A 23,145-nucleotide genomic window follows, 5' to 3' on the forward strand; every position below is an offset into this window, starting at 1 on the left:
GGGTGCGTACGGGCAAAACGGTCGGCGTCGGGTCGCTCAGAACTTGATGCCGCCCAGTAGCCCCGCCAGGCTTTCGCCACCGGCCTTGATGCTCGGGGCGATGCCTGTGCTCGCGAGGTAGAAGCCGAACAGTGCCGAGGTGCATGCGTGCGAGCCCTTGAGTCCGTCCTTCCTGAAGAAGAGGAAGACGATGACTCCGAGCAGCATGACGCCTGAGATGGAGAGGATCATTTGAGGTCTCCTGGTGTCGAGGGGGACAGTCACCCTGAGTTCTTCCAGGATCACAGCATGTATCCATACGATAAAAGGTGCAACCGGGTGAATTACGGCTTATTTCGCCCGAGCGGCTCAGCGGTACGGGCCCGGTCGGGCGGGAGCCCTGTGCCTGACGAGGTGCCTGGTGCCGTCGGGGTGATCTTTACCTCGGGCAGATCGGGTGATGTTCCCCCGGAACCAGTACGCTGGCGATTCACTCGTACGGCGGCGGGTCGCACCGCTGCCGTAGGCTCCCCCGGTCACCGGAAGTTTCCAAGGAGAGGCGGTCAGGCCGATGAGTGAAGCCCCCGACCCCGAGGTCGTGGAGCTGGCGACCAAGATCTTCGATCTGGCCCGCAAGGGGCGGACCGAGGCACTCGTGGCGTACGTCGACGCGGGAGTTCCGGCCGACCTCACCAACGACCGCGGTGACTCGCTGGTCATGCTCGCGGCCTATCACGGCCATGCCGAGGCGGTGCGGGCGCTGCTCGCCCGGGGCGCCACGCCCGACCAGGTGAACGACCGGGGCCAGACCCCGCTTGCGGGAGCCGTCTTCAAGGGTGAGACGGATGTGATCAAAGCACTTCTGGAAGGTGGCGCGGACCCCGGGGCGGGTACCCCGTCGGCCGTCGACACCGCCCGGATGTTCGGCAAGGCAGAACTCCTGGAATTGTTCGGCGCACATTGATCCGAACGTCCTGACCAGGCACGACACGGAAAACGGGGGAGGCGGTAAAGGGCCGCCGGAAATACGGTCGCGGCAGGAGAAACCCGCGGGTCATCATGACGTCGTGATTCACGGACGCGATGGCTGGGCAGGTGTTGCCGCACCACGCGGGCCGTGATGCGGTCCGCATGGGCCACAGACGAGAGGCAGAGAGAGATGGTCTACAGCAAGCAAGAGACGGCGGGCGCCCCGACGTTGTGTCACGCGGCCAGGTAGTGCGTGTTCCCCGGTTGCGTCGACGCTTGATGTGAGGCTGTTTCCCATGTTCGATCCGGTCATAGCGCCCAGCGGTACGCTGCTCGGCCTGCTCCAGCGGGGCCGTGGCGACGGCACGCTGCACGCGCTCACCGCCCCGCGCGCCGAGGCGCTCGCGGCCCTGGACCACTGTGTGCTGCGCGATCCCCGCCACGACTGGCAGGTGGAGAACCGCTCCCTCTACTACGCCCGCCTGTACCTCGACCTGAACGGTGAACTAGACGCCATCGAGGCGCACCTGTTCGACACCGAGGACGTCCTCGACACCGAGGAGTCGCGTACCGGACTGGCGCTCGCGGTCCTTGGCCACCTCGCCTCGTACGGCAGGCTGGACGCGCTCGAACTGCTGCGCAGGTACGCCGCTCACGGCTCCAACTGGGCCTGGGCACTCGACGAGCTCGCGCTCCGCGACGACGACGCGGCCCTGCGCGCCCTCGCCGCGCCCGTCCTGGCGCGTTTCCCCACCGACCCCGAGGGCGAGGCCGAGCTGGCCGTCGCCGTGCGCGACGCCTTCGAGCCCCGGCCGTGGCGGTTGTGGGCCGAGGATCCGCGCGAATCGATCGCCACGCGTGTGCGTGCCGCCCAGGAGGCCGGCTGCTTCGACCGCTGGCAGCGGCAGATGCGGCCCAGCGGGCCCCGCCCGGACTGGAGCGTTCGGGCCGTTCTCGAATGGGCCCAGCAGGGCGTCGAGCGCGGTGCGGCCCTGCACGTCCCGGCCGCCCGCTGCCTGGTCGCCGTCGCCGGCCCCGAGGACCGGCCGGAGATCGTGCAGGCCGCCAAGGACGGCACCGAGGGAGCCCGGTGCACCGCCCTGCGCTACCTCGCCGACAGCAACGACCCCGCCGCCCTCGACCTCGTCGAGGCCGCGGTCGCCGACGGCACCACGCCCGTCGTCGAGGCCGCCGTGGACGCCTTCGAACGGATGCGCAGCATCGCCGCCGTCGAGCGCGCGCGAGGCTGGGCCCACCGGCCCGACGCCCTCGGCGCCGCCGCCGGACGCATGCTCGCCTGCCGCGGCGGCGCCCAGGACAGCGACCTCGTGCTCGGTGCCCTCCGCGAAGCCGTACGGGGCGAGGGCCCCGACGCGCCGACCCTGTGGACCCTCGTCGACGGCACCGGACGCCTCGGCATCACCTGCGCCGCACCCGTCCTGCGCCACATCTATCGCGAGACCGCCTCCTCCCATCTCCGCGGCCGCGCCGCCCGCGCGCTCGCCGCCACCGATCCCTCCTTCCCCACCGGATTCGCCGTCGAATGCCTCTGGGACTGTGAGGAGACCACCCGCGAACTCGCCGCCCGGCACGCCGAGACCGGCGACACCCGCGTGGTCGAACAGCTGCGCCGGCTCGCCGCCGATCCGGCCGAGGAGGCCGAGGTCCAGACCGCCGTACGCAGCAGGATCGGACCGGAAGGGCTCACCGCGTGAACACCGGGTGACCCGCGGGTCAGGAGGGCATGGACACGGCCTGACCTGCTCGGGTGTGCAGTGGAACGCTCACAGGACGTTCCTCGTCCGGAAAGATCCACGTTGACGCGGCCACGTCCTGCGCGGCGACAACACCGTTATGCGTGTCGTCATCGTGACCGAATCCTTTCCCCCTGATGTGAACGGCGTGGCCCACTGCGCGCTCCAGACCGCCCGGCACCTCGTAGATCGCGGTCACCTTCCGCTCGTCGTCGCGCCGGCGCCCGCGCCCGGTGTCAAGGCCGACGCCCTCGCGGCGCCGTGCCCCGTCGTCCATGTCCCCTCCCTCCCGCTCCCCGGCTACCCCCAGGTCCGCGTCGCCCTCCCCAGCCGGCGCCTCGCCGCGGCCGTCACCGAGCACCGCGCCGACCTGGTCCACCTCGCCAGCCCCTTCGTCCTCGGCGTCCGCGGCATGGCCGCCGCCGCCCGGCTGGGCGTCCCGGCCGTCGCCGTCTACCAGACTGACCTGGCCGGATACGCCCGCACCTACATGGGCGCCGGTGAGGCGGCCGCCTGGCGCCGCATCCGCGCCGTGCACTCCGCCGCCGACCGCACCCTCGCCCCCTCCAGCGCCGCCCTGCACGACCTGGAAGCACACGGAGTGCCCCGGGTACGGCTCTGGCAGCGCGGCGTGGACACCGTCCGTTTCCGCCCCGACCGGCGCGACGAGGTGCTGCGCCGTGAACTCGCCCCCAACGGCGAGGTGATCGTCGGCTACGTCGGACGGCTCGCCCCCGAGAAGCAGGTCGAGCTCCTGGCCGGCGTCTGCGGCCTGGAGGGCGTACGGGTCGTCGTCGTGGGCGACGGGCCCAGCCGGCCGGCCCTGACCGAGGCCCTGCCGGGTGCGGTATTCCTGGGCCGCCGCACCGGCGACGAGCTCGCCCGGATCTTCGCCTCGCTGGACGTCTTCGCGCACACGGGCCCCTTCGAGACCTTCTGCCAGACCGTCCAGGAGGCCATGGCCAGCGGCGTGCCGGTCGTGGCGCCCGCCGTCGGCGGACCGCTCGACCTGGTGGCCCACGGCCGCACCGGACTGCTGGTGCCGCCGCGCGACGCCGACGCCGTACGGGGCGCGGTGGCGGGCCTGGCCGCCGACCCGGCGCTGCGGACCGCCTACGGCGCCGCGGGGCGGGCCCTGGTCGAGGGACGGACCTGGGCGGCGGTCGGCGACCAGCTGATCGCGCACTACGAGGACGTGCTCGGCGCGCGCAGGACGGTGGTGGCGGCATGACCGACGAAACCGGTACCCGGCCCCTGCGGATCGTGCGGCTCGCCAACTTCGTCGCCCCCGCCTCGGGTGGCCTGCGCACCGCCCTGCGCGAACTCGGCAAGGGCTTCCGCGCGGCGGGCCACGAACCCGTCCTCGTCGTCCCCGGCGAGCGCCACACCGACCGCGAGACCGAGCAGGGCCGCGTGATCACCCTGCCCGGCCCGCTGCTGCCCGGCACCGGCGGCTACCGCGTGCTCACCGACAAACGGCGCGTCGCCGCCCTCCTGGAGGATCTCGCCCCGGACCGCCTCGAGGTGTCCGACCGTACGACGCTGCGGTGGACCGGCAGGTGGGCACGGCGGGCCCGGGTCCCCTCCGTGATGGTCTCCCACGAGACCGCCGACGGCGTGCTGCGCACCTGGGGCCTGCCGGAGAACCTCTCCCGGCGCGCCGCCGACGCCCTCAACCTCCGCACGGCACACGTGTACTCGCGGGTCGTGTGCACCACCGAGTTCGCCGAGCGGGAGTTCGTCCGGATCGGCGCGCGCAACGTCGTACGCGCCCCGCTGGGCGTGGACCTGATGGAACGGCACCCCTCCCTGCGGGACGCGGGACTGCGTGCCCGGCACGCGCGCGTGGACGAGGCCCTGCTGGTGCTGTGCTCCCGGCTGTCCGTGGAGAAGCGGCCCGGGACGGCCCTCGACGCCCTGGAAGCGCTGCTGCGGCGCGGGCGGCGGGCGGTGCTCGTGGTGGCCGGGGACGGGCCGTTGCGGGCACGGCTGGAGCAGCGGGCGCGGGAGCGCGGGCTGCCGGTGACCTTCCTCGGGCACGTCGCCGACCGGTGTCTGCTGGGGGCGCTGCAGGCCTCCGCGGACGTGTGCCTGGCGCCCGGGCCCGCCGAGACCTTCGGGCTCGCGGCCCTGGAGGCCATGGCGTCCGGTACGCCCGTGGTGGCCAGCGCGTCGTCCGCGCTGCCCGAGGTGATCGGCTCCGCGGGGGCCACGGCGGCCGACCGTGGGGAGGCCTTCGCGGACGCTGTGGAGATGCTCCTGGCACGCCCCGAGCCGGAGCGGCGGGAAGCGGCACGCGCGCGTGCGGAGTGCTTCGGATGGGGCACGGCGGTGGAGGCGTTCCTGACGGCGCACGACGCCGCGGCGCTGTGCCGTTCTTCCGGGGACGGCGGGACGGCACCCTCCCGTCGCGGCGTCGCGGAGGGCGTCGCATGAGACCGGTCCGCTTCGTGGCCCTGGGGGACTCGCTCACCGAGGGCGTGGGCGACCCCGTCGGCGACGGCCGGCGCGGCTGGGCCGCGCTGCTGGCCGACGGGCTGGCCGAGGAGCGGGTGGAGTTCACCAACCTCGCCCTCAGCGGGGCGCAGACGCGTGACGTGCTGGAGCGGCAGACTCCGGCCGGACTTGAACTGCGCCCGGACCTGGTCTCGGTCGTCATCGGCGTCAACGACACCCTGCGGTGCACCTTCGACCTCCACGCGGTGGCCGCCCGGCTGGACGAGGTCTACGCGGCCTTCACCGGACAGGGCGCCGCCCTGCTCACGGCCTGCCTGCCCGACCCCGGCGCGATGCTGGGGCTGCCGAGTGCGCTGGCCCGTCCACTCGCCCGGCGGCAACGCGCGGTCAACGCGGTGGTGCACGCGCTCTCCGACCGGTACGGCGCCGTCCATCTGCACGCCTCGGAAGGCGCCTGGCTCACCGACCGCGCGCTGTGGAGCGCGGACCGGCTGCACCCCGGCGAGCGCGGCCACCGGCAGCTCGCCGTGCGCTTCCACGCCCTCCTCAGGGAGGCGGGCAGGGCGAGCGGGCCCGCGCCCTCGGCGGAACCGGAGTTCCCCGCGCCCACCCGGTCGGCGAGCCTGTGGTGGCTGGCCACAGCCGGGACGGGCTGGGTGGCCCGCCGGTGCACCGACCTGCTGCCGCAGCTGCTGGGGCTGGCCGCCGACGAACTGCGCCACCGGGCCCGCGGCACCAGCGCCCGCCTCGACCTGCGCACCGCGCACGCCGTGTCGGCCGCGCTCGCCTCGCTGTCGGTCGTGGAGCGCCCGGACGCCGCCTGAGGGCTCAACGGCGGCGGACGGCCACGAAGCGGACCGGCGTGCCCGGCAGCGCCTGCCCGGCCGCAGGCAGGTCGGCGGCGCGCACCACCGCGATCACCGGGTAGCCCCCGGTGGTCGGGTGGTCGGCCAGGAACACCACGGGCCGGCCGTTCGGGGGGACCTGGACCGCGCCCAGGACCATGCCCTCGCTGGGCAGTTCGCCGGGGCGGGCCCGCTCCAGGGCAGGTCCCTCCGTGCGCAGCCCGATGCGGTTGCTCGCCGACGACACGCGGAACGTCCGCGCGGTGAGGTCGCGGACGGCCCCGGGCGTGAACCAGTCGTCGCGCGGGCCGAACGTCACCCGCAGCACGAGCTCGGCGGGCGGGCCGGGCTGCGGGGCGACGTCCACGCGCGTGTGCGGGCCGGAGGGGCTCCCCAGGGGCAGCACCGCCCCGTCCGCGAGCGGTTCCGGTCCGAGACCGGACAGCAGGTCCGTGGAACGGCTGCCGAGGACCGGCTCGACGGCGATGCCGCCACCGACGCCCACATAGGCGCGTACTCCCCGCTCGGCCGCCCCGACCTCCAGCACCTCACCGGCGTGCACCACGACCGGCGCGCCCCAGGCAGCCGGCCGCCCGCCCACCCGCACGGGGCACGGCGCCCCCGCGACCGCCACCGTGACCGCCGAACGCGGGCGCAGGGCGCAGCCGGTGAGCGTCGTCTCCAGGACGGCCGCGTCGGGCGCGTTGCCGACCAGCCGGTTCACGAGCGCCGCCGCGGGCGGGTCGAGCGCCCCGGAGCGAGGGACGCCGAGGTGGGCGTACCCGGGCCGCCCCCGGTCCTGCACGGTGGTAAGCGCTCCCGCGCGTACCACCACGAGCGCCCGGTCGGTCATGCGTCCCCCACCGGTACGAAGCGGACGCGGGCGCCCGGTGACAGCAGCGCGGCCGGCACGCGCGCGTGGTCCCACAGGACCGCGTCGGTCGTGCCGATCAGCTGCCAGCCGCCCGGCGACGACCGCGGGTACACGCCGGTGTACGGGCCGGCCAGCCCGACGGCGCCGGCCGGGACGGACGTGCGCGGGGTGGCCCGGCGCGGCACGTCGTAGTGCGGCGCGAGGCCGGTGAGGTAGCCGAAGCCGGGCGCGAACCCGCAGAAGGCGACGGTGAACTCGGTGGCCGCGTGGATACGGGCCACCTCGTGTGCCGGGACGTTCCAGTGGGCGGCGACGTCGGCGAGGTCCGGGCCGTCGTAGCGCACCGGGAGTTCGACGGCCTCACGCGCGCGTAGGACCGCGGGAGGCACCTCGGCGGCGGTCAGCTCGGCGGCCAGGCGCTGCGGGTCGTCGAGGCCGTCGAGGAGGACCGTGCGGGCGGCGGGCACGATCTCGCGGACGGACAGCCGCCCTTCCACGCGGCGCCGCAGCAGTTCCGCGTGCACTGCCTGGGCCGCCTCGCCCGAGTCCAGCTCGACCAGCAGCCCGCGGTCGCCGACGGGCAGCGCCCTCATGCGAAGGCCTCCACGGTCAGGCCCGCCGCCACCAGCCGCTCGCGCACCCGGCGGGCCAGCTCGACCGCGCCGGGCGTGTCCCCGTGCAGGCACAGAGAGCGGGCGCGGACCTCGATGCGTGCGCCGGAGTCCGCGGTGACCGTGCCGGAGCGCGCGAGGTCCACCGAGCGCTCCACGACGGCCTCCGGATCGCTGACCACCGCCCCGTCCCGGCCGCGCGGCACGAGCGTGCCCTCCTCGGTGTACGCACGGTCCGCGAAGGCCTCCGTGACGGCCGGCAGCCCCGCCTTGCGGGCCAGGTCCAGCAGGCGCGAGCCGGGCAGGCCGAGCACCGGCAGCGAACCGTCCGCCAGGAGCACGCCCTCGATCACCGCCCCGGCCTGCTCCTCGTCGTGCACCACCCGGTTGTAGAGGGCACCGTGCGGCTTCACGTAGGCCACGCGCGCGCCCGCCGCGCGTGCGAACACCTCCAGGGCCCCGATCTGGTAGGCGACCTCGGCCGCCAGTTCGGCGGGCGGCACGTCCATCGCGCGCCGTCCGAACCCCGCCAGGTCCCGGTACGAGACCTGCGCGCCGATCGTCACCCCGCGCTCGGCCGCCAGCTCGCACACCCGGCGCATGGTGGCCGCGTCCCCGGCGTGGAAGCCGCAGGCCACGTTGGCGCTGGTGACGACGGACAGCAGCCGTTCGTCGTCGGTGAGCCGCCAGCGGCCGAAGCCCTCGCCGAGGTCGGCGTTCAGATCGATCGAGGTCATGGATCTTCTTCCGTCTTCTTTCCGGTGCCGTCAGAGGACCCGGTACTGCTCGTCCCGGGCGTCGGTGAGGAACATCTGGCCCGGCGCGTGCGTGATGGCGAACGGCGGGCGCGAGGCCATCACCGCGGCCTGCGGGGTCACCCCGCAGGCCCAGAACACCGGGATGTCGTCCGGCTCCGCGGCCACCGGGTCGCCGAAGTCGGGCCGGTCGAGGTCGCCGATGCCGAGCGCCGCCGGGTCGCCGCAGTGCACGGGGCTGCCGTGCACCGCCGGGAGCAGACTGCTCTCCCGGATCGCGGCCGCCAGATGCTCCGGCGGCACCGGGCGCATGGACACCACCATCGGGCCGCGCAGCCGCCCCGCCGGACGGCACTGGCGGCTGGTGACGTACATCGGCACGTTGCGGCCCTGCTCGACGTGGCGGACCGGTACGCCGGCCCCGGTCAGCGCCCATTCGAAGGTGAAGCTGCACCCGAGCAGGAACGAGACCAGGTCGTCCCGCCAGTGGGCGCGCACGTCCTTCGGCTCGTCGGCCAGTTCGCCGTCCACCCACACGCGGTAGCGCGGCAGGTCGGTGCGCAGGTCCGCGCCCTCGGCGAGGACGGTGCTGAACGAACCGGCGTCCGTGACGTCGAGCACCGGACAGGGCTTGGGGTTGCGCTGACAGAACAGCAGCATCTCGTAGGCCCAGTCGGCGGGCACCGTGATCAGGTTGGCCTGCGTGTGACCGGCCGCGACCCCGGCCGTGGGGCCCGCCAGGCCTTCCCGGAAACGTTCCCGCGCGGCCCCGGGGCTCCACGCGTGCGCGTGCTCGTCGACGAGGGTCAGGGGACGGTCCCCGGTGCGGTTCGCCGTGGTCACCGCAGCTCCGTTCCGCGCGTCTCCGGCAGCCCCAGCAGTGCCAGCGCCGCGATGCCGTACCCGATCGCACCGAAGACCAGTGCGCCGCCCACGCCCCAGCTGTCGGCCAGGAAGCCCACCAGGGTCGGGAAGACCGCGCCCACCGCACGGCCGGTGTTGTACGTGAAGCCCTGTCCGGTGCCGCGCACCGCCGTCGGGTACAGCTCGCTCAGGTAGGAGCCGAACCCGCTGAAGATCGCCGACATGCAGAAGCCGAGCGGGAAACCGAGCACCAGCAGCAGGGTGTTGGCGCCGCTGGGGATGTTCGCGTACGCCAGGATGCAGACGGCTGACAGCAGGGCGAAGAGCCAGATGTTGCGGCGCCGGCCGAGCCGGTCGGTGAGATAGCCGCCGGTCAGGTAGCCGAGGAAGGCGCCGGAGATCAGGAACGTCAGATAGCCGCCGGTCCCCACGACCGACAGGCCGCGCTCGCTCTTCAGATACGTCGGCACCCAGGTCGCCAGCGTGTAGTAGCCGCCCTGCACGCCCGTGGACAGCAGGCCCGCGAAGACCGTCGTGCGCAGCAGTCCCGGCGCCTCGGCCGTGCCCCGCCGGAAGATGGCCGCGAACGACCCGCGCTGCGGGCTCTGTTCGCGGGCGGCGCTCGCCTGCGGGGCGTCGTGCACGCGGCGGCGCAGCCACACCACGAGCAGCGCGGGCAGTGCGCCGGTCCAGAACATGACACGCCAGGCCAGGTCGTCGCCCGCGAAGGAGAACACCAGCGTGTAGACGATCGCCGCCAGCGCCCAGCCGACGGCCCATGAGCTCTGGATCGCGCCCAGCGTGCGTCCCCGGTGCCGGGCGCTCGCGTACTCGGCGACCAGGATCGCACCGACCGCCCACTCACCGCCGAAGCCGAGGCCCTGGAGGGCCCGGAAGACCAGCAGGGTCTCGTAGGTGGGCGCGAAGCCGCAGGCCACGGTGAACACCGCGTACGTGATCACCGTGATCATCAGGGCCCGGACCCGGCCGACCCGGTCCGCCACCACGCCCGCCACGGCGCCGCCGATCGCGGAGACCACCAGCGTCACGGTGGTGAACAGGCCCGTCTGGCCGCTGTCGAGGCCGAAGTACGCCGCCAGCGCCACCATGCTCAGCGGCAGCGTGAAGTAGTCATAGGAATCCAGGGCATAACCGCCGAAAGCGCCGACGAAGGCGCGGCGGCCGCGCGGTCCGAGCGCGTGCAGCCAGCCCAACGGGCCGTCTTCGGTGGCGTGCTGACCTTTCGACGACTGCACGTCGGAGGTCACGGACTGTGGCGGAGGGGTCGTGCTCATGGGCACCTCGCAGAGGGGGGACGGAGGGTGCTGAGAAGTGAGCCGGTGTCGAGCACCGTAGAGGATCGTTCAACGATCCTTCAATACCCATGTTGTTTCGTTCTTCTGTCTGAGGTTGAATTCGGTCATGGCAGAGCAGTTGACGGGACTGGCCGACGACCGCGCGCTCCTGGGGCGCACCAGCACCGCCGAGCGGGTCTCGGACATCCTCCGAAGCCGCATCGCCGAGGGCTACTTCCCACCCGGCACCCGGCTGTCGGAGGACAGTATCGGCGGGGCGCTCGGCGTCTCCCGCAACACCCTGCGCGAGGCGTTCCGGTTGCTCACCCACGAGCGGCTGCTCGTCCACGAGCTGAACAGAGGGGTTTTCGTCCGGGTTCTGGCCGTCGAGGACGTACAGGACATCTACCGCACCCGGGCTCTCGTCGAGTGCGCCGTCGTCCGGAGCCTGGGCGAACCGCCGTACGGTCTCGGCGGGCCGGCCGAGGCGGTCGAGGAAGGGCAGCGGACCGCGCGCGAGGGGGACTGGCAAGGCGTCGCCACCGCCAACATCCACTTCCACCGGGAGCTGGTGGCCCTCGCCGGGAGCGACCGCACCGACGAGCTGATGCGCAGCGTCTTCGCCGAACTGCGCCTGGCCTTCCACATCGTGGACGACCCGCGGGCCCTGCACGAGCCGTACCTCGGGCGCAACCAGCAGATCCTCGAGGCGCTGCGGGCGGGGGACAAGCGGGAGGCGGAGGCACTGCTCGCGGTCTACTTCGACGACGCGCTCGAACGGGTCGTCGAGGTCTATCGCCGGCGGGTCGGGGAGGACGGCTAGCCGGATCGGCGTGACGGCGGTGACCAGGGGCGGCATCTGCGTCGTTTGGGTCGTTGTCAGACCGAGGACCTAGTCTGTGCACCGTGACTTCGCCTGCATCGACGGACAGCGTTCCGCCCCAGTTCACCGCGGGGCCGCGCCCGGCGCCGGGGCCGGCCGCCGACGAGGGGCTGGCGCGGCGGCTGCGGGCGCTCGCCTGCACCGCGCCGCTGCACGACCTCGACGCGCGCAAGGCCAACCTGGCGGGCGAGTACTCGGTGTACGGCATGTCCGAGGTGGCCCTCGCGGCCATCGACCTCGTCACGCTGAACATGGACTTCGACACGGGCGCCGACCACGAGCAGATCGTGGCCCGGCTCATCCCGCGCATCGCCGCCCAGGCCCCGCAGCGGCCCGTCGCCGAGCACGAGCGCGTGGCCCGCTGGGTCCTGGAGAACCTGATCAACGTCGGCAGCGTCGACCGCGGCTTCCGCGCGGTGTACGGCACGTTCGCGCCGGACGGGACGTACGTCCGCCGTGACTACGACTTCAAGCTGATCGAGGAGGTCCCCGGCCCCGGCGGCACGGTCTACCTCCGGACGACCGACGAAGCCGTCAACGTCCTCGTCGGCGCCCTCGACACCGATGTCACCAGCGCCCAGATCGCCGCCGAGGTCAAGCTCGAGGTACTCATCAACCGCGGCCGCCTCGCCGACGCCCAGCTCGCCGCCGAGCAGGCCCGGTACCGCACCGTCCAGTACTCGGAGACCCTGCGCCGTGCCCTGGACGCGACCCGGCGCAACGTCCGCGCGGTGGACTGGCTCAGCGCCGTACCCGACATGATCACCGAGGCCCTGGACCACGTGGCCGACCGGTACCGCCACGAGAACGCGATCCTCACCAACATCCGCAAGGCACGCGACGAGACCGAGGAGCCCGAGCACAAGCGGCGGGCCGCCGAACTGGTCGACATCGTCAAGGACTGCATCCGGCGGCACACACAGCTCCAGTCGCGCCTGCTGGAGGCCGGCCCCCTCTTCCGCGCCGAGCAGGACCGGCAGGCCTTCGCCACCCCCCTGACCACCTCGGGCACAGACCTGTACGGGCACCTCGTCGCGCCCGTCCTCCGGCTGCCCCTGGAGCAGGCGATCCGGGTCACGGACGCCTTCTTCTCGCGCGGGACGGGCCTGCGCACACCGGTGTCGGTCCGGGTCGTCGATCTCGTCGACATACTGCTCACGCCGCCGATGGAGCGCGAGCACCTGGGCGCCGAGATGCCCGAGCCCGACCTGATCGCCACGCCGGACGACAGCCGGTTCAGCGAGGAGCAGCTGGCCGCGGCGACGGAGCTGCTGGACCTTCCGGCGGACGCGCCCCGACGGCTGTCCGGACTGCTGGCCGAAGCCCGGCGGCAGGACCCCGACCTGCCCTATCTGGTGGCGCTGCTGGCGGTGCACGCGGCCAGTCCGCCGGTGGGGACCGCCTACCGGCAGGGCGAGGAGAAGCTGCTGTTCGCCGTGGACGACGGGACCGAGCTGGACGATCCCGAGTTCGGCGGGGCCGATCTCATCGTCGGCACCGCCCTGCTGGACGCGGCGGGTATGGCCGCGGACCGGACGGAAGCAGCATGAGTGACCGAGCGAGCGACAAGGAGCCGAAGCCGTGACCGAGCACGTCGACTGGAGTGAGCCCGAGCCTGCCGCCGCGCCCGCGGGCTCCGCCGTCACCCCCGCCGACGCCGCCGACGCGGCCCGGCTCGTCGCCTTCGGGCTGCAGCCCAAGCTCCAGCCCGCCCGCGACCAGGAGTACACCGAACTGCTGCGCCGCTACCGCGAGGACCCGCCCTTCGCGCGGCTCGCGGACGCCGTCGCCGCCGGACTCGGGCTCGTGGTGCTGGAGGTGTCCCCGCGCGCGGGGATGGCCGTGACGGCCGCCGAGGACTCGGTGTTCGCCGTCCGCATGGGTGACTACGCGCGTCGCACGTCCGCCGACTCCGGGGACCGGTTCCTGCACGGGCTGGCCCATCTGGCCGTCGCCGCGCTGGCGTTCCCGAGGCCGGAGGACCTGGCCGACGACGGCTACATCGGACGCGTCAGCGTCAACGGCGTCGACGCCTTCGTCCGGCAGGCCTGCCGGCGCCTGGAGGAGCGCGCCGAGGAGCAGGGCGAGAACACCGACCCGGCCACCGACGCGCCCGGACTGGAGGCCGCCTGGCGGATCTGGGCCAGACGCAGCGCGACCGGCGCCACCAAGGACGCCCGCCGGCCGGCCGCATCGACCACGGGCATCGTGGCGAAGGCCGTCGGGTTCCTCACCGACTCCGGGTTCCTGCAGCGCACGGGCGACGACAACGGCGGCACCTACCGCACAACCGCCCGCTACCAGCTCCAGGTACGCGACCTGGCGGGCGGCGCCGCCATGGCCGAGCTCCTCGAACTGGGCGTCGTCCCGGTCACCGACGGCACGGCCAGCCTGATGCCCGCCGAGGACACCGACGACCTGGACCTGGTGGCCGACGCCGGGCTGCCGTTCCACTCCTGAACCTTCCGATCTGCCGAAGACTTAACGCGAGAGTCCGCCATGTACGAGCTGTCCCGGGTCCGCCTCTACTCCATCGGGCCCGCCGGTGCGCGCTACGCCGACACCGTGCTTGACCTGCGAGGCGTGGGTGCGCCGGTGCCCGAACCCGCGCCCACCCAGGCGGAGTTCTTCGCGGAGGAGCCGGTCGGCCCGCCACGCCGGCCCGCGCCCGCCGGCGTGCTCTTCCTGGAGAACGGTGGCGGCAAGTCCGTCCTGCTCAAGCTGATCTTCTCCGTGATGCTGCCGGGCCACCGCAACACCCTCGGCGGCGCGAGCTCCGGCGTGCTGCGAAAGTTCCTGCTCGCCGACGACTGCGGGCACGTGGCCCTGGAGTGGCAGCACGTGCTGACCGGTGAGTGCGTCGTGGTCGGCAAGGTCAGCGAGTGGCGCGGCCGTCAGGTGTCCAACGACCCACGCAAGTTCGCCGAGGCCTGGTACTCCTTCCGGCCCGGCCCCGGGCTGAGCCTCGACAACCTGCCCGTCGCCGAGTCCACCGCCGTACGGCCGCCCGTGGAGGGCCAGTCGGGTGCACAGGGCCGTCGCCGCACCATGAAGGGCTTCCGGGACGCCCTCACCGAGGCGGGCAAGGCGTACCCGCACCTGGAGGCGCACTGGGAGGAGATCCACGACCGCTGGATCGAGCACCTCGGCGAACTCGGTCTCGACCCCGAACTCTTCCGGTACCAGCGAGAGATGAACGCCGACGAGGGCGAGGCGGCCGGCCTCTTCGCGGTGAAGAAGGACTCCGACTTCACCGACCTGCTGCTGCGCGCCGTCACCGACACCCGCGACACCGACGGACTCGCCGACCTGGTCAGCGGCTTCGGCAACAAGCTGGGCCGGCGCGCCGAACTGATCGCCGAACGGGACTTCACCGCCGGCTCCGTCGAGCTGCTCGGCCGGATCGTCGAGGCCGCCGAGGCGCGTTCACGCGCGCGTGACATCCACGCCGGATCCGAGCGCCGCACCCGCACCCTGGCCCGGCGGCTCTCCGCGCGCGGCGTGCGGGAGCGGGCGCGGGCCGCCGATCTCGCCCAGCGGGTCACGGCCGCCGCGTACGCCGTCACACACTCCGAGGGCGCCCGGGAGCGCAGCGCGCTGATCGCCGCCGAACTGGCCTACCGGCACGCCTCTCTGGCGCTCGCCGCCGCCGAGAAGTCCGCCGCGGCGCAGAAGCGCGAACTCGCCGACGCGCGCACCCTGCACTCCGCCTGGCAGGCCGCCGAGGCCGTGCTGCGCCACCGCGTCGCCGCCGACCGCGTCGCGCGCGTGGCCGCCGCCATCCAGGAGGCCGAACGGGACGCGGCTCCCGCACTCGCCGCCCGCGCCAAGGCCGCCGTCGACCTCGTGCGGGCCCTGCACGCCGCCGCCGGCGGCGCGGAGAACCTCGCCAACGAGGAGGAGGAGCGTGCGGCCGCGCTCCAGCAGGTCAACGACTCCGCGTACCGCGACTCGACCGCCGCCGCCACCGAGGCGCAGCGCGCCCGCAGCGAGGCCGGACACCTGCGCCAGCGGCTCAGCGAGGTCGAGCAGGAGACCGCCGAGGCGGTCCGCGCGGGCTGGCTCGACGACAGCGCCCCCGACGCCGACCCCGCGCGCGCGGCGCTCGCCGCCAGCGACGCAGAGAAGACCGCCGTCGCTGCCTGGGACGTGGCCCGCGAGGCCTCCCGCAAGGCTACCGAACATGCGCGCGAAGCGGCCTCCGCCGAGTCCCGGGCGGAGCTGACGGCGGCCCGCGCGGCGGACGCGGCGACGGCGGCCGAGCGGTCGTACGAGGCCGAGCGCCGGCTCGCCGAGTCGCTGACGGCGGAGCAGCGGCTCGCGGAGCTGCTGAGCCTCACCGGGGAGGACGTACGCCCCGGCATTCGCCAGCCCCGGCACGACAGCGACACCCGCCCGGCACCCGCGGCCAGGCCGGGTGACGGTCCCCCCAGCGCCCTCGGCCCGTTCACGCCCGAGGAACTCGACCGCTTCGCCGACGAGTTGCGCGAGCTCCTCGACGACGCCGTCGCCACCGCCGAACGCCATCTCTTCGAGCTGCGCACCGCCGCCGCCGACGACTCCCGGATCCTCGGCGCACTGGGCGACGGCGGACTGCTGCCGCCCGGCCCCGACGTCCTGGCCACCGTCGAGTACCTGGGCGAGCACGGCATCCCCGCGCTGCCCGGCTGGCGCTACCTCGCCCAGGCCGTCGATCCCGCCGACCACGCGCGCGTGCTCGCCGCCCGCCCGGAGCTGGTCGACGGCGTGATCATCACCGACCCGGACACGCACGCCCGGGCCCGCGAGGTGCTCGGCGACGCCGCCCTGCTGCCCCGGTCCGCCGTGGCCGTCGGCACGGCCGCCGCGCTGCTCGCCCCCACCCCGGCCGAGGACGCGACGCCCGGCGACGTGTTCCTCGTCCCGCCGAACCCGGCCATGCACGACGAGCACGCCGCCGACGAGGAGCGGCAGGCGCTGCGCGCGCGGGCCACCGAGCGGGACGAGGAGATCCGGGCGCTCGCCGCCCGGCTCGGCAAGGACCGGGAGCTGGCCGCACGGCTCGCCTCCTGGCGCACCGGCTGCCCGGCCGGGCGCCTCACCGAGCTGGCGCGGACGGCACAGGAGACGCACGCGTTCGCCGAGGAGTCCGAGGCCGAGCTCGCCGAGGCCCGGACCGTGCGCGCGGAGGCCGACGAGGCCGCCGCCGAGGCCGCGTTGGTGCGCGACGAGCGGCAGGAGGCCGCGCAGAAGGCCCGGCGCGCCGCCGACGCCCTCGCCGGGCTCGCCTTCCGGCTGCGCGAGCGCGCGGGCTGGCAGGTCAAGCTGCGGGAACTCGCCGACGATGCAGCCGAGTCGGAGGCCCGCGCCCAGGCCTGCCTGGAGCGTGCCCGCGCCGCCGACGAGGACCGCCGCGCCGCCCAGCGGGCCGCCGACGACGCCCGCCGCACCGCCCGCGCGCTGCGCGCCGAACGCGCCGAGATCGCGGGCGCGCCCGACGACGTACCGGACACCGACGCGGACGCGCCCAAGGCGTCGCTGCCCGCGCTGCGCGAGGCCTACCGGGCCGCCTCCCAGGTGTACGAGAAGGTCGGCGTCGGCGCCGACCTGCGCGCCGAGCAGGCCCGCGCGGAGAGCGACGAGAGCGCCGCCCGCGCCGAACTGGACCGCCTCAGCAACAAGGTCCGCACACGCGCCGAACAGCTGCTCCAGTCGCCCGACGGCGCCGACGGCCCCTCCCGGCAGGCCGCCGCCGCACGCGCGGAGGAGCTGGTGCAGCTCCTGGAGACCCGTATGTCCAGCGCCAGCGAGCAGCTCGGCCGGCTGCGCGGCGAGGCCGAGCGGCACGCCCCCGAGGACGGCGAGGCGCACACCGAACTGCCCGAGGAACTCGTCCCGCGCGACGCCGAGCACGCCCAGGCCCTGCTGCGCACGGCGACCACCGAACTCGCCGCACGCACGGAGGCGTTGACCCAGGCCCGCGAGGCGCACACCGAGCTCCTCGACGCCCACCGGGCCGCCGAGGACGCGGCGAGCGGCTTCGACGAGATCGCCGCCATGCTCCGCGACCTGCTCCGCGAACACGTGACCGACGAGGAGCAGGAGGAGCCGGAGCCCTATCCCGGCAGCCTGGAGGACGCCCGGCAGGCAGCCGCCGAGGCCCGCCGCTCGCTGCGCGGCTGCGCCGCCGACCTTTCAGCCGCCGAGGCCGCCGTGCGCGAGGCGAGCGACGTCCTGGTCCGGCACGCCAACTCCACCCGCTACGAGCAGGTCCGCACCCCAGCCCGGCAGCAGATCCGCGAACTGCCCGCCTCCGCGCTGCCCGAGCACGCCCAGAAGTGGGCGGACGCCTTCGCACCCCGACTGCGCGTCCTCACCGACGAGTTGGCGCAGCTGGAGCGCAACCGCGACTCCATCGTGGACCGGCTGCGCGGCCTCGTGGAGTCGGCCCTCGCCACCCTCCGGTCCGCCCAGCGACTGTCCCGCCTGCCCGAGGGACTCGGCGAGTGGTCCGGGCAGGAGTTCCTGCGCATCCGCTTCGAGGAACCCGACCAGGCCACGCTCACCGAGCGGCTCGGCGAGGTCATCGACGAGGCGACCCGGGCCGCCGTGAAGAAGAACTCCGACCTGCGCCGCGACGGCATGTCCCTGCTGCTGCGCGGAGTCGCCGCCGCGCTCCAGCCCAAGGGCGTGGCCGTCGAGATCCTCAAGCCCGACGCCGTGCTGCGCGCCGAACGCGTCCCCGTCGGGCAGATGGGCGACGTCTTCTCCGGCGGTCAGCTGCTCACCGCGGCCATCGCCCTGTACTGCACGATGGCGGCGCTGCGGTCGAACGACCGGGGGCGGGACAAGCACCGCCACGCGGGCACGCTGTTCCTGGACAACCCGATCGGCCGCGCCAACGCCACGTACCTGCTGGAACTCCAGCGCGCCGTGTCCGACGCGCTCGGCGTCCAGCTCCTGTACACCACCGGCCTGTTCGACACGACCGCGCTCGCCGAGTTCCCGCTGGTCATCCGGCTCCGCAACGACGCCGACCTCAGGGCCGGTCTGAAGTACATCAGCGTGGAGGAACACCTCCGCCCCGGCCTCCCCCAGCAGCCCCAGGCGGGGGAGGCGGTGCACAGCGAGATCACGGCGACCCGGATGTTCAAGCGGCCGGCATAGCCACGCGTATCCACCGTGGGCCGGTCCGGGCGGTGCCGCGCGCCTCAGGCGTCTCAGGGGTGCGACAGCTGCCCGGTGCCGCCCCGCCGCCGTATCCGCTCCCGCTCACGCTCGGCGGCCCGCTCCTCCCGCCGGGCGGTGCGCCGCTCACGCCGCAGCGAGCGGGCCGTGCTGCTGGGCACCGACACCACGCCGTTGCGCTGGTACCACACCTGACGGGTCACCCATACGTCGACCGCGCCCCAGGTGGCCACGACGGTGCTCACCACACTGCTGATCACCATGGGGAACGCCAGCCATGACCCGGCCATGGTGCAGAGGAAGGCCACCATGGCCTGAACGAGCGTCACGGCGATGAGGAGCACCGCCCGTACGGCAGCCGTCCGCACCGGGTCGGGCAGCCGTCGCCGCCGTGCCGGCTCCTCGACCCACAACGGCTGGTAGGAGGGCTGCTCCTGAGTCCAGGCCGACTCCGCGTCATCTCTGGCCGACTTCCCGTCACGCCCGCGCGACCGATTACCGCGATCCCGCGCCTGAGTACTGCTCAACTCCTCCGAGCGCACCGCACCGCCGTCCTCGGGCGCCTTGCTCCGCTCCGCCGTGCCCATCACCGTGTCACTCCCCACCGCCGGCACACCGCTCTCTCCGGCGTCCGAAGACACCAACTCCCCAGTGGCTGCCCGGCTTGCGCTGTTTTACGCCGCCCAGATGCGGGATGCGACTCCTGTGGCCGATTCCGCACTCATCTCCCGTATGAAGGACGAACGAAGCGTCACGAAGATTCCCAACCAGCGAAAAATTCCGGCCAACCGGTCCGCCGGAGTGATCCCGACCATCCTTCTTTCAGCACGTCAATCACGGTGGCAATCTCCCGCAATGCCCGGACAACTCGCCATGTCTCGACGTGGGTGCGGAAGGCCACCTTCCGGACGCGTCTTCGAGTTAACGGTGTGGCGGTAGTAGGCTCGCGCCGTTTGTTGACGCACATGTGTACCCCCGGACCGGCGGGGGTCGAGCTGGGGGAGGCCATGCGCTTTCGCGGGAAGTCCATCCGCCGGAAGATCGTGGCGCTGCTTCTCGTGCCGCTGGTGTCCCTGACCGCGATCTGGGGCTTCGCGACCGTACTCACGGGTCGCGAAGTGGCACAGCTGTTCCACGTCACGGACATCATCGAGGACATCGGCTACCCCACCGAGGACACCGCCCGCGTCCTGCAGCAGGAACGCCGCCAGACCCTCGTCTACCTCGCCGACCCCCGGGCCGCCGACGCGCTCACCGCACTCCGCCGCACCCGGGCCGCCACCGACGAGGCCATCCGCAAGATCCGCGGCAACGCCAAGGACTCCGACATCGTCGACGGGATGGACGCCGACGACAACGAGCGCCTCACCGCGGTCCTGGACGCCTTCCGCGGTATCGACTCCCTGCGCCGCAGCGTCGAGGAGGGCACGGTCGACCGCGCCCAGGCCCTCGACCGCTACGACCACCTCGTCGACCCCTGCTACGCCCTGCTGGCCACCCTCGACGGCGTCGACAACGTCGAGATGGACAAGGAGGCCCGCGCGCTCGTCAACATCACCCGCGCCCGCGAGCTGCTCTCCCGTGAGGACGCCCTGGTCGGCTCCGCCCTGGTGGTCGGAAAGCTCTCCGCCGACGAGACCCGGGACGTCTCCGACCTCGTCGCCCAGCGCAGCCTCCTGTACGACATCAGCCTGCCGCTGCTGCCGTCGTCGGAACGCGAACGCTACGACCGCTTCTGGAAGAACGCCACCACCGAGTCGCTGCGCACCGCGGAGCAGGACGTCATCGCCGTCCGCTCCGGAACGCCCCACGGCGTCACCGCCAAGACCTGGGACACCGCCGCGGGCGACGTGCTCGGCGAACTCCGCACCCTGGACGACCAGGTCGGCGACCGCTACCAGGACCGCGTCCGCCCGGTGGCCGTGGGAGTGATCGTGCAGGCGGCTGTCGCCGGCGTCCTCGGCCTGGTCGCCCTGCTGCTCTCCGTGGTCCTGTCCGTACGCGTCGGCCGCAGCCTCATCCGCGATCTGCGGCAACTGCGCCTCGAGGCGCACGAGGCGTCCGGCGTCCGGCTGCCCAGTGTGATGCGCCGGCTGTCCGCGGGCGAGCACGTCGACGTGGAGACCGAGGCCCCGCGCCTGGAATACGACAAGAACGAGATCGGCGAGGTCGGCCAGGCGCTCAACACCCTGCAGCGCGCCGCGGTGGAGGCCGCCGTCAAGCAGGCCGAACTGCGCGCAGGCGTCTCCGAGGTCTTCGTGAACCTCGCCCGCCGCAGCCAGGTGCTGCTGCACAAGCAGCTCACGCTCCTCGACACCATGGAGCGCAGGACCGAGGACACCGACGAGCTCGCCGACCTCTTCCGCCTCGACCACCTCACCACCCGCATGCGCCGGCACGCCGAGGGGCTGGTGATCCTCTCCGGTGCCGCTCCCTCGCGGCAGTGGCGCAAGCCCGTGCAGCTCATGGACGTCGTCCGTGCCGCCGTGGCCGAGGTGGAGGACTACGAACGCATCGAGGTCCGCCGACTGCCGCGCGTCGCGGTCACCGGCCCGGCCGTCGCCGACCTCACCCACCTGGTGGCCGAGCTGCTGGAGAACGCCACGGTCTTCTCGCCGCCGCACACCGCCGTCCAGGTCCTCGGCGAGCGGGTCGCCAACGGCTTCACACTGGAGATCCACGACCGCGGCCTCGGCATGGCGGCCGAAGCGCTGCTGGAAGCCAACCTGCGGCTCGCCGAGACACCCGAGTTCGAGCTCTCCGACACCGACCGGCTCGGCCTGTTCGTGGTCAGCCGGCTCGCGCAGCGCCAGAACGTCCGGGTCTCGTTGCAGCCGTCGCCCTACGGCGGCACCACCGCCGTCGTCTTCATCCCCGACGTCCTGCTCACGGACGACGTCCCGGACACCAACGGCATCGGCTTCCGCCTCAACCGGGAGCGGCCCACGACGGCGGTCACCCGCGAGCAGAGCCGCACGTCGGCCCTCACCCAGGCGCCGGCGCAACTGCCCGGCCTGCCGGCGGGTCTCCTGGACGGGCCGGTCGAGCTCGAGGCACCGGTCGACCTGGACGCCCTCGACGGCTTCCCGGGAGCCCTCAGCGACGAGGAAAGCGAACGGGGCGGCCTGTTCCGCCCCCGCCGCTCTCTCGCCGACGCGGACGACGAGGTCCCGCCCCGGCTGGCTGGGCTCCATCAGCAGCCCTCCGGCGCCGGGACCCCGCCGCATGCCGACGACCGCCCGAACGCTCCCGTGCCGCTGCCCCGGCGCCGTACGCCCAAGCTGGTCACCTCGCACGGGCGACCCGTCACCGAAGAGCGGTCCCCGCACGACGAGGCGGACGACAGGTCCCGCCCGGACTCCGGCCGCCTCCGGCCGGGACCGGACGCGGGCCCGGCCCCGCTGCCGACCCGCCGGCGCGGCGAGGCGGCAGCGCGCCGCGCCACCGGACCGGCCGACCCTGCCGACGCACGCGCCCAGTCCCCGGCCGCCGACCCGGGCGAGCCCACGGAAGCCCCGGAGCTGCCCCGGCGGATCCGCCGTCCCGCGATCGGTTCCGGGGGCGGTCCCGGCGAGTCCGGCCCGCCCGCCGAAGGAGACCCGCAGGACACCGGGGCCGGCACCGGGCAGCTGCCGAGACGCGTCCGGCAGGCCAGCCTCGCCCCACAGCTGAGGCAGGACCCCGAACAGCGGGCCCAGCGTCAGGCGGAACCCGCCGAACGTGACGCCGACGAGGTACGCAGCCGTATGGCCTCGCTCCAGCGCGGCTGGCAGCGCGGCCGGGAGGAGAACGCCACGGGCGACGGGGCCCGCAACGGCACAGCACAAGGAACGACTAAGGGGGACGGTCGATGACCGCACCGAAGGCGACCGGCCACAGCGCGACGAACAACGGGGAGCTGAACTGGCTCCTCGACGACCTCGTCGACCGGGTGGCCAGCATCCGCAAGGCCGTCGTGCTCTCCGGCGACGGCCTCCCCACAGGGGTGTCCACGGACCTCACCAGGGAGGACAGCGAGCACCTGGCCGCTGTGGCCTCCGGCTTCCACAGCCTCGCCAAGGGCGTCGGCCGCCACTTCGAGGCGGGCAGCGTCCGGCAGACGGTCGTGGAGCTCGACGACGCCTTCCTGTTCGTGACGGCCGCCGGCGACGGCAGCTGCCTCGCCGTCCTCTCGGACGCCGACTCCGACGTCGGGCAGGTCGCGTACGAGATGACGCTCCTCGTCAAGCGGGTCGGTGTACATCTGGGCACATCCCCGCGCACCGATCTGCCCGCCGGCGGGTAGTGGGATGACATGAGCGGAGACGGTCAGGGAAGAAGCCACTGGTTCGACGACGAAGCCGGACCGGTCGTCCGCCCCTACGCCATGACGCGCGGCCGCACCACGAGTGCGGCCCAGCACCGCCTCGACCTGATCGCGGTCGTCGTCACGGAACCACACGCGGACGACCCGGAAGCGGACCAGACGCTGTCTCCGGAGCACGTGGACATCGTCGAGCTCTGCCGCGAGGTCCCGCAGTCGGTCGCCGAGCTCGCCGCCGAGCTCGACCTGCCCATCGGGGTGGTACGGGTCCTCATCGGCGACCTCGTGCACGAGGAACTCGTCCACGTCAACCGTCCGGTACCCCCGGCGGAGCTGCCGGACGAGAGTATTCTGCGCGACGTGATCAACGGCCTCCGGGCGCTGTGAGC

19 protein-coding genes are annotated in these 23,145 nt (G+C 73.7%); 12 read left to right on the forward strand and 7 right to left on the reverse strand.

Translation table 11 applies throughout. From position 1 onward, the window contains the following. Window positions 1-36: 36 nt before the first annotated feature. Complete coding sequence (locus ACH45E_RS18835) at window positions 37-231, reverse strand: hypothetical protein (RefSeq protein ID WP_361441348.1); 195 nt, start codon at window positions 229-231, stop codon at window positions 37-39. A gap of 319 nt (window positions 232-550) precedes the next feature. Between ACH45E_RS18835 and ACH45E_RS18840 the strand changes: the two genes are divergently transcribed. The 5 genes from ACH45E_RS18840 to ACH45E_RS18860 all read left to right on the forward strand — a co-directional run bounded on the left by ACH45E_RS18840 (window position 551) and on the right by ACH45E_RS18860 (window position 5,983). After that, window positions 551-943: an ankyrin repeat domain-containing protein gene (locus ACH45E_RS18840; RefSeq protein WP_361441351.1), complete on the forward strand. Its 393-nt coding sequence runs from the start codon at window positions 551-553 to the stop codon at window positions 941-943. Window positions 944-1,244: 301 nt separating this feature from the next. Continuing rightward, window positions 1,245-2,663: a HEAT repeat domain-containing protein gene (locus ACH45E_RS18845; protein WP_361441354.1), complete on the forward strand. Its 1,419-nt coding sequence runs from the start codon at window positions 1,245-1,247 to the stop codon at window positions 2,661-2,663. A 139-nt stretch (window positions 2,664-2,802) separates the two neighbouring features. After that, on the forward strand, window positions 2,803-3,933 hold the full coding sequence (locus ACH45E_RS18850; RefSeq protein WP_361441357.1) for a glycosyltransferase family 1 protein: 1,131 nt from the start codon (window positions 2,803-2,805) through the stop codon (window positions 3,931-3,933). Continuing rightward, entirely contained in the window at window positions 3,930-5,138 is a 1,209-nt protein-coding gene (locus tag ACH45E_RS18855) for a glycosyltransferase (RefSeq protein WP_361441360.1), read from the forward strand. Before ACH45E_RS18850 ends, ACH45E_RS18855 begins: the two co-directional genes overlap by 4 nt. Beyond that, window positions 5,135-5,983: an SGNH/GDSL hydrolase family protein gene (locus ACH45E_RS18860; RefSeq protein ID WP_361441363.1), complete on the forward strand. Its 849-nt coding sequence runs from the start codon at window positions 5,135-5,137 to the stop codon at window positions 5,981-5,983. Before ACH45E_RS18855 ends, ACH45E_RS18860 begins: the two co-directional genes overlap by 4 nt. Before the next feature lie 4 nt (window positions 5,984-5,987). On the opposite strand, the gene ACH45E_RS18865 is transcribed toward ACH45E_RS18860, so the two are convergent. The 5 genes from ACH45E_RS18865 to ACH45E_RS18885 are packed head-to-tail and all read right to left on the reverse strand — an operon-like array spanning window position 5,988 to window position 10,403. Then, complete coding sequence (locus ACH45E_RS18865; protein ID WP_361441366.1) at window positions 5,988-6,857, reverse strand: biotin-dependent carboxyltransferase family protein; 870 nt, start codon at window positions 6,855-6,857, stop codon at window positions 5,988-5,990. Beyond that, complete coding sequence (locus tag ACH45E_RS18870) at window positions 6,854-7,471, reverse strand: allophanate hydrolase subunit 1 (protein ID WP_361441369.1); 618 nt, start codon at window positions 7,469-7,471, stop codon at window positions 6,854-6,856. Before ACH45E_RS18870 ends, ACH45E_RS18865 begins: the two co-directional genes overlap by 4 nt. Next, window positions 7,468-8,226, reverse strand: a complete 759-nt coding sequence (locus tag ACH45E_RS18875; RefSeq protein ID WP_361441372.1) for a 5-oxoprolinase subunit PxpA — start codon at window positions 8,224-8,226, stop codon at window positions 7,468-7,470. Before ACH45E_RS18875 ends, ACH45E_RS18870 begins: the two co-directional genes overlap by 4 nt. Before the next feature lie 30 nt (window positions 8,227-8,256). Beyond that, entirely contained in the window at window positions 8,257-9,087 is an 831-nt protein-coding gene (locus ACH45E_RS18880; RefSeq protein WP_361441375.1) for a putative hydro-lyase, read from the reverse strand. After that, window positions 9,084-10,403, reverse strand: coding sequence for an MFS transporter (locus ACH45E_RS18885; protein ID WP_361441378.1), 1,320 nt, complete (start codon window positions 10,401-10,403; stop codon window positions 9,084-9,086). The genes ACH45E_RS18880 and ACH45E_RS18885 overlap by 4 nt, the downstream gene beginning before the upstream one ends. 127 nt (window positions 10,404-10,530) lie before the next feature. Here ACH45E_RS18885 and ACH45E_RS18890 point away from each other — a divergent pair, with 127 nt between their 5' ends. The 4 genes from ACH45E_RS18890 to ACH45E_RS18905 all read left to right on the forward strand — a co-directional run bounded on the left by ACH45E_RS18890 (window position 10,531) and on the right by ACH45E_RS18905 (window position 18,432). Continuing rightward, window positions 10,531-11,226, forward strand: coding sequence for a GntR family transcriptional regulator (locus ACH45E_RS18890; RefSeq protein ID WP_361441380.1), 696 nt, complete (start codon window positions 10,531-10,533; stop codon window positions 11,224-11,226). Window positions 11,227-11,309: 83 nt separating this feature from the next. Continuing rightward, entirely contained in the window at window positions 11,310-12,836 is a 1,527-nt protein-coding gene (locus tag ACH45E_RS18895; RefSeq protein ID WP_361441383.1) for a hypothetical protein, read from the forward strand. Window positions 12,837-12,867: 31 nt separating this feature from the next. Continuing rightward, on the forward strand, window positions 12,868-13,746 hold the full coding sequence (locus tag ACH45E_RS18900; RefSeq protein WP_361441386.1) for a hypothetical protein: 879 nt from the start codon (window positions 12,868-12,870) through the stop codon (window positions 13,744-13,746). Between the two features lie 39 nt (window positions 13,747-13,785). Beyond that, on the forward strand, window positions 13,786-18,432 hold the full coding sequence (locus ACH45E_RS18905) for a hypothetical protein (RefSeq protein WP_361441389.1): 4,647 nt from the start codon (window positions 13,786-13,788) through the stop codon (window positions 18,430-18,432). Window positions 18,433-18,485: 53 nt separating this feature from the next. On the opposite strand, the gene ACH45E_RS18910 is transcribed toward ACH45E_RS18905, so the two are convergent. Further along, window positions 18,486-19,040 (reverse strand): hypothetical protein, encoded by a 555-nt coding sequence (locus ACH45E_RS18910; RefSeq protein ID WP_361441498.1) that lies wholly within the window; start codon window positions 19,038-19,040, stop codon window positions 18,486-18,488. 420 nt (window positions 19,041-19,460) lie between these two features. Between ACH45E_RS18910 and ACH45E_RS18915 the strand changes: the two genes are divergently transcribed. The 3 genes from ACH45E_RS18915 to ACH45E_RS18925 are packed head-to-tail and all read left to right on the forward strand — an operon-like array spanning window position 19,461 to window position 23,143. Further along, window positions 19,461-22,307, forward strand: a complete 2,847-nt coding sequence (locus ACH45E_RS18915; protein WP_361441392.1) for a nitrate- and nitrite sensing domain-containing protein — start codon at window positions 19,461-19,463, stop codon at window positions 22,305-22,307. Next, the gene (locus tag ACH45E_RS18920) at window positions 22,304-22,738 is read left to right on the forward strand and encodes a roadblock/LC7 domain-containing protein (RefSeq protein ID WP_361441395.1); all 435 of its coding nucleotides are present in this window, start codon (window positions 22,304-22,306) and stop codon (window positions 22,736-22,738) included. The genes ACH45E_RS18915 and ACH45E_RS18920 overlap by 4 nt, the downstream gene beginning before the upstream one ends. A 9-nt stretch (window positions 22,739-22,747) precedes the next feature. Beyond that, window positions 22,748-23,143, forward strand: a complete 396-nt coding sequence (locus tag ACH45E_RS18925) for a DUF742 domain-containing protein (protein ID WP_361441397.1) — start codon at window positions 22,748-22,750, stop codon at window positions 23,141-23,143. The last annotated feature ends 2 nt before the right edge of the window (window positions 23,144-23,145 follow it).

This window comes from Streptomyces sp. NPDC020299 (genome assembly GCF_044387825.1).
Taxonomy (GTDB): Bacteria; Actinomycetota; Actinomycetes; order Streptomycetales; family Streptomycetaceae; genus Streptomyces.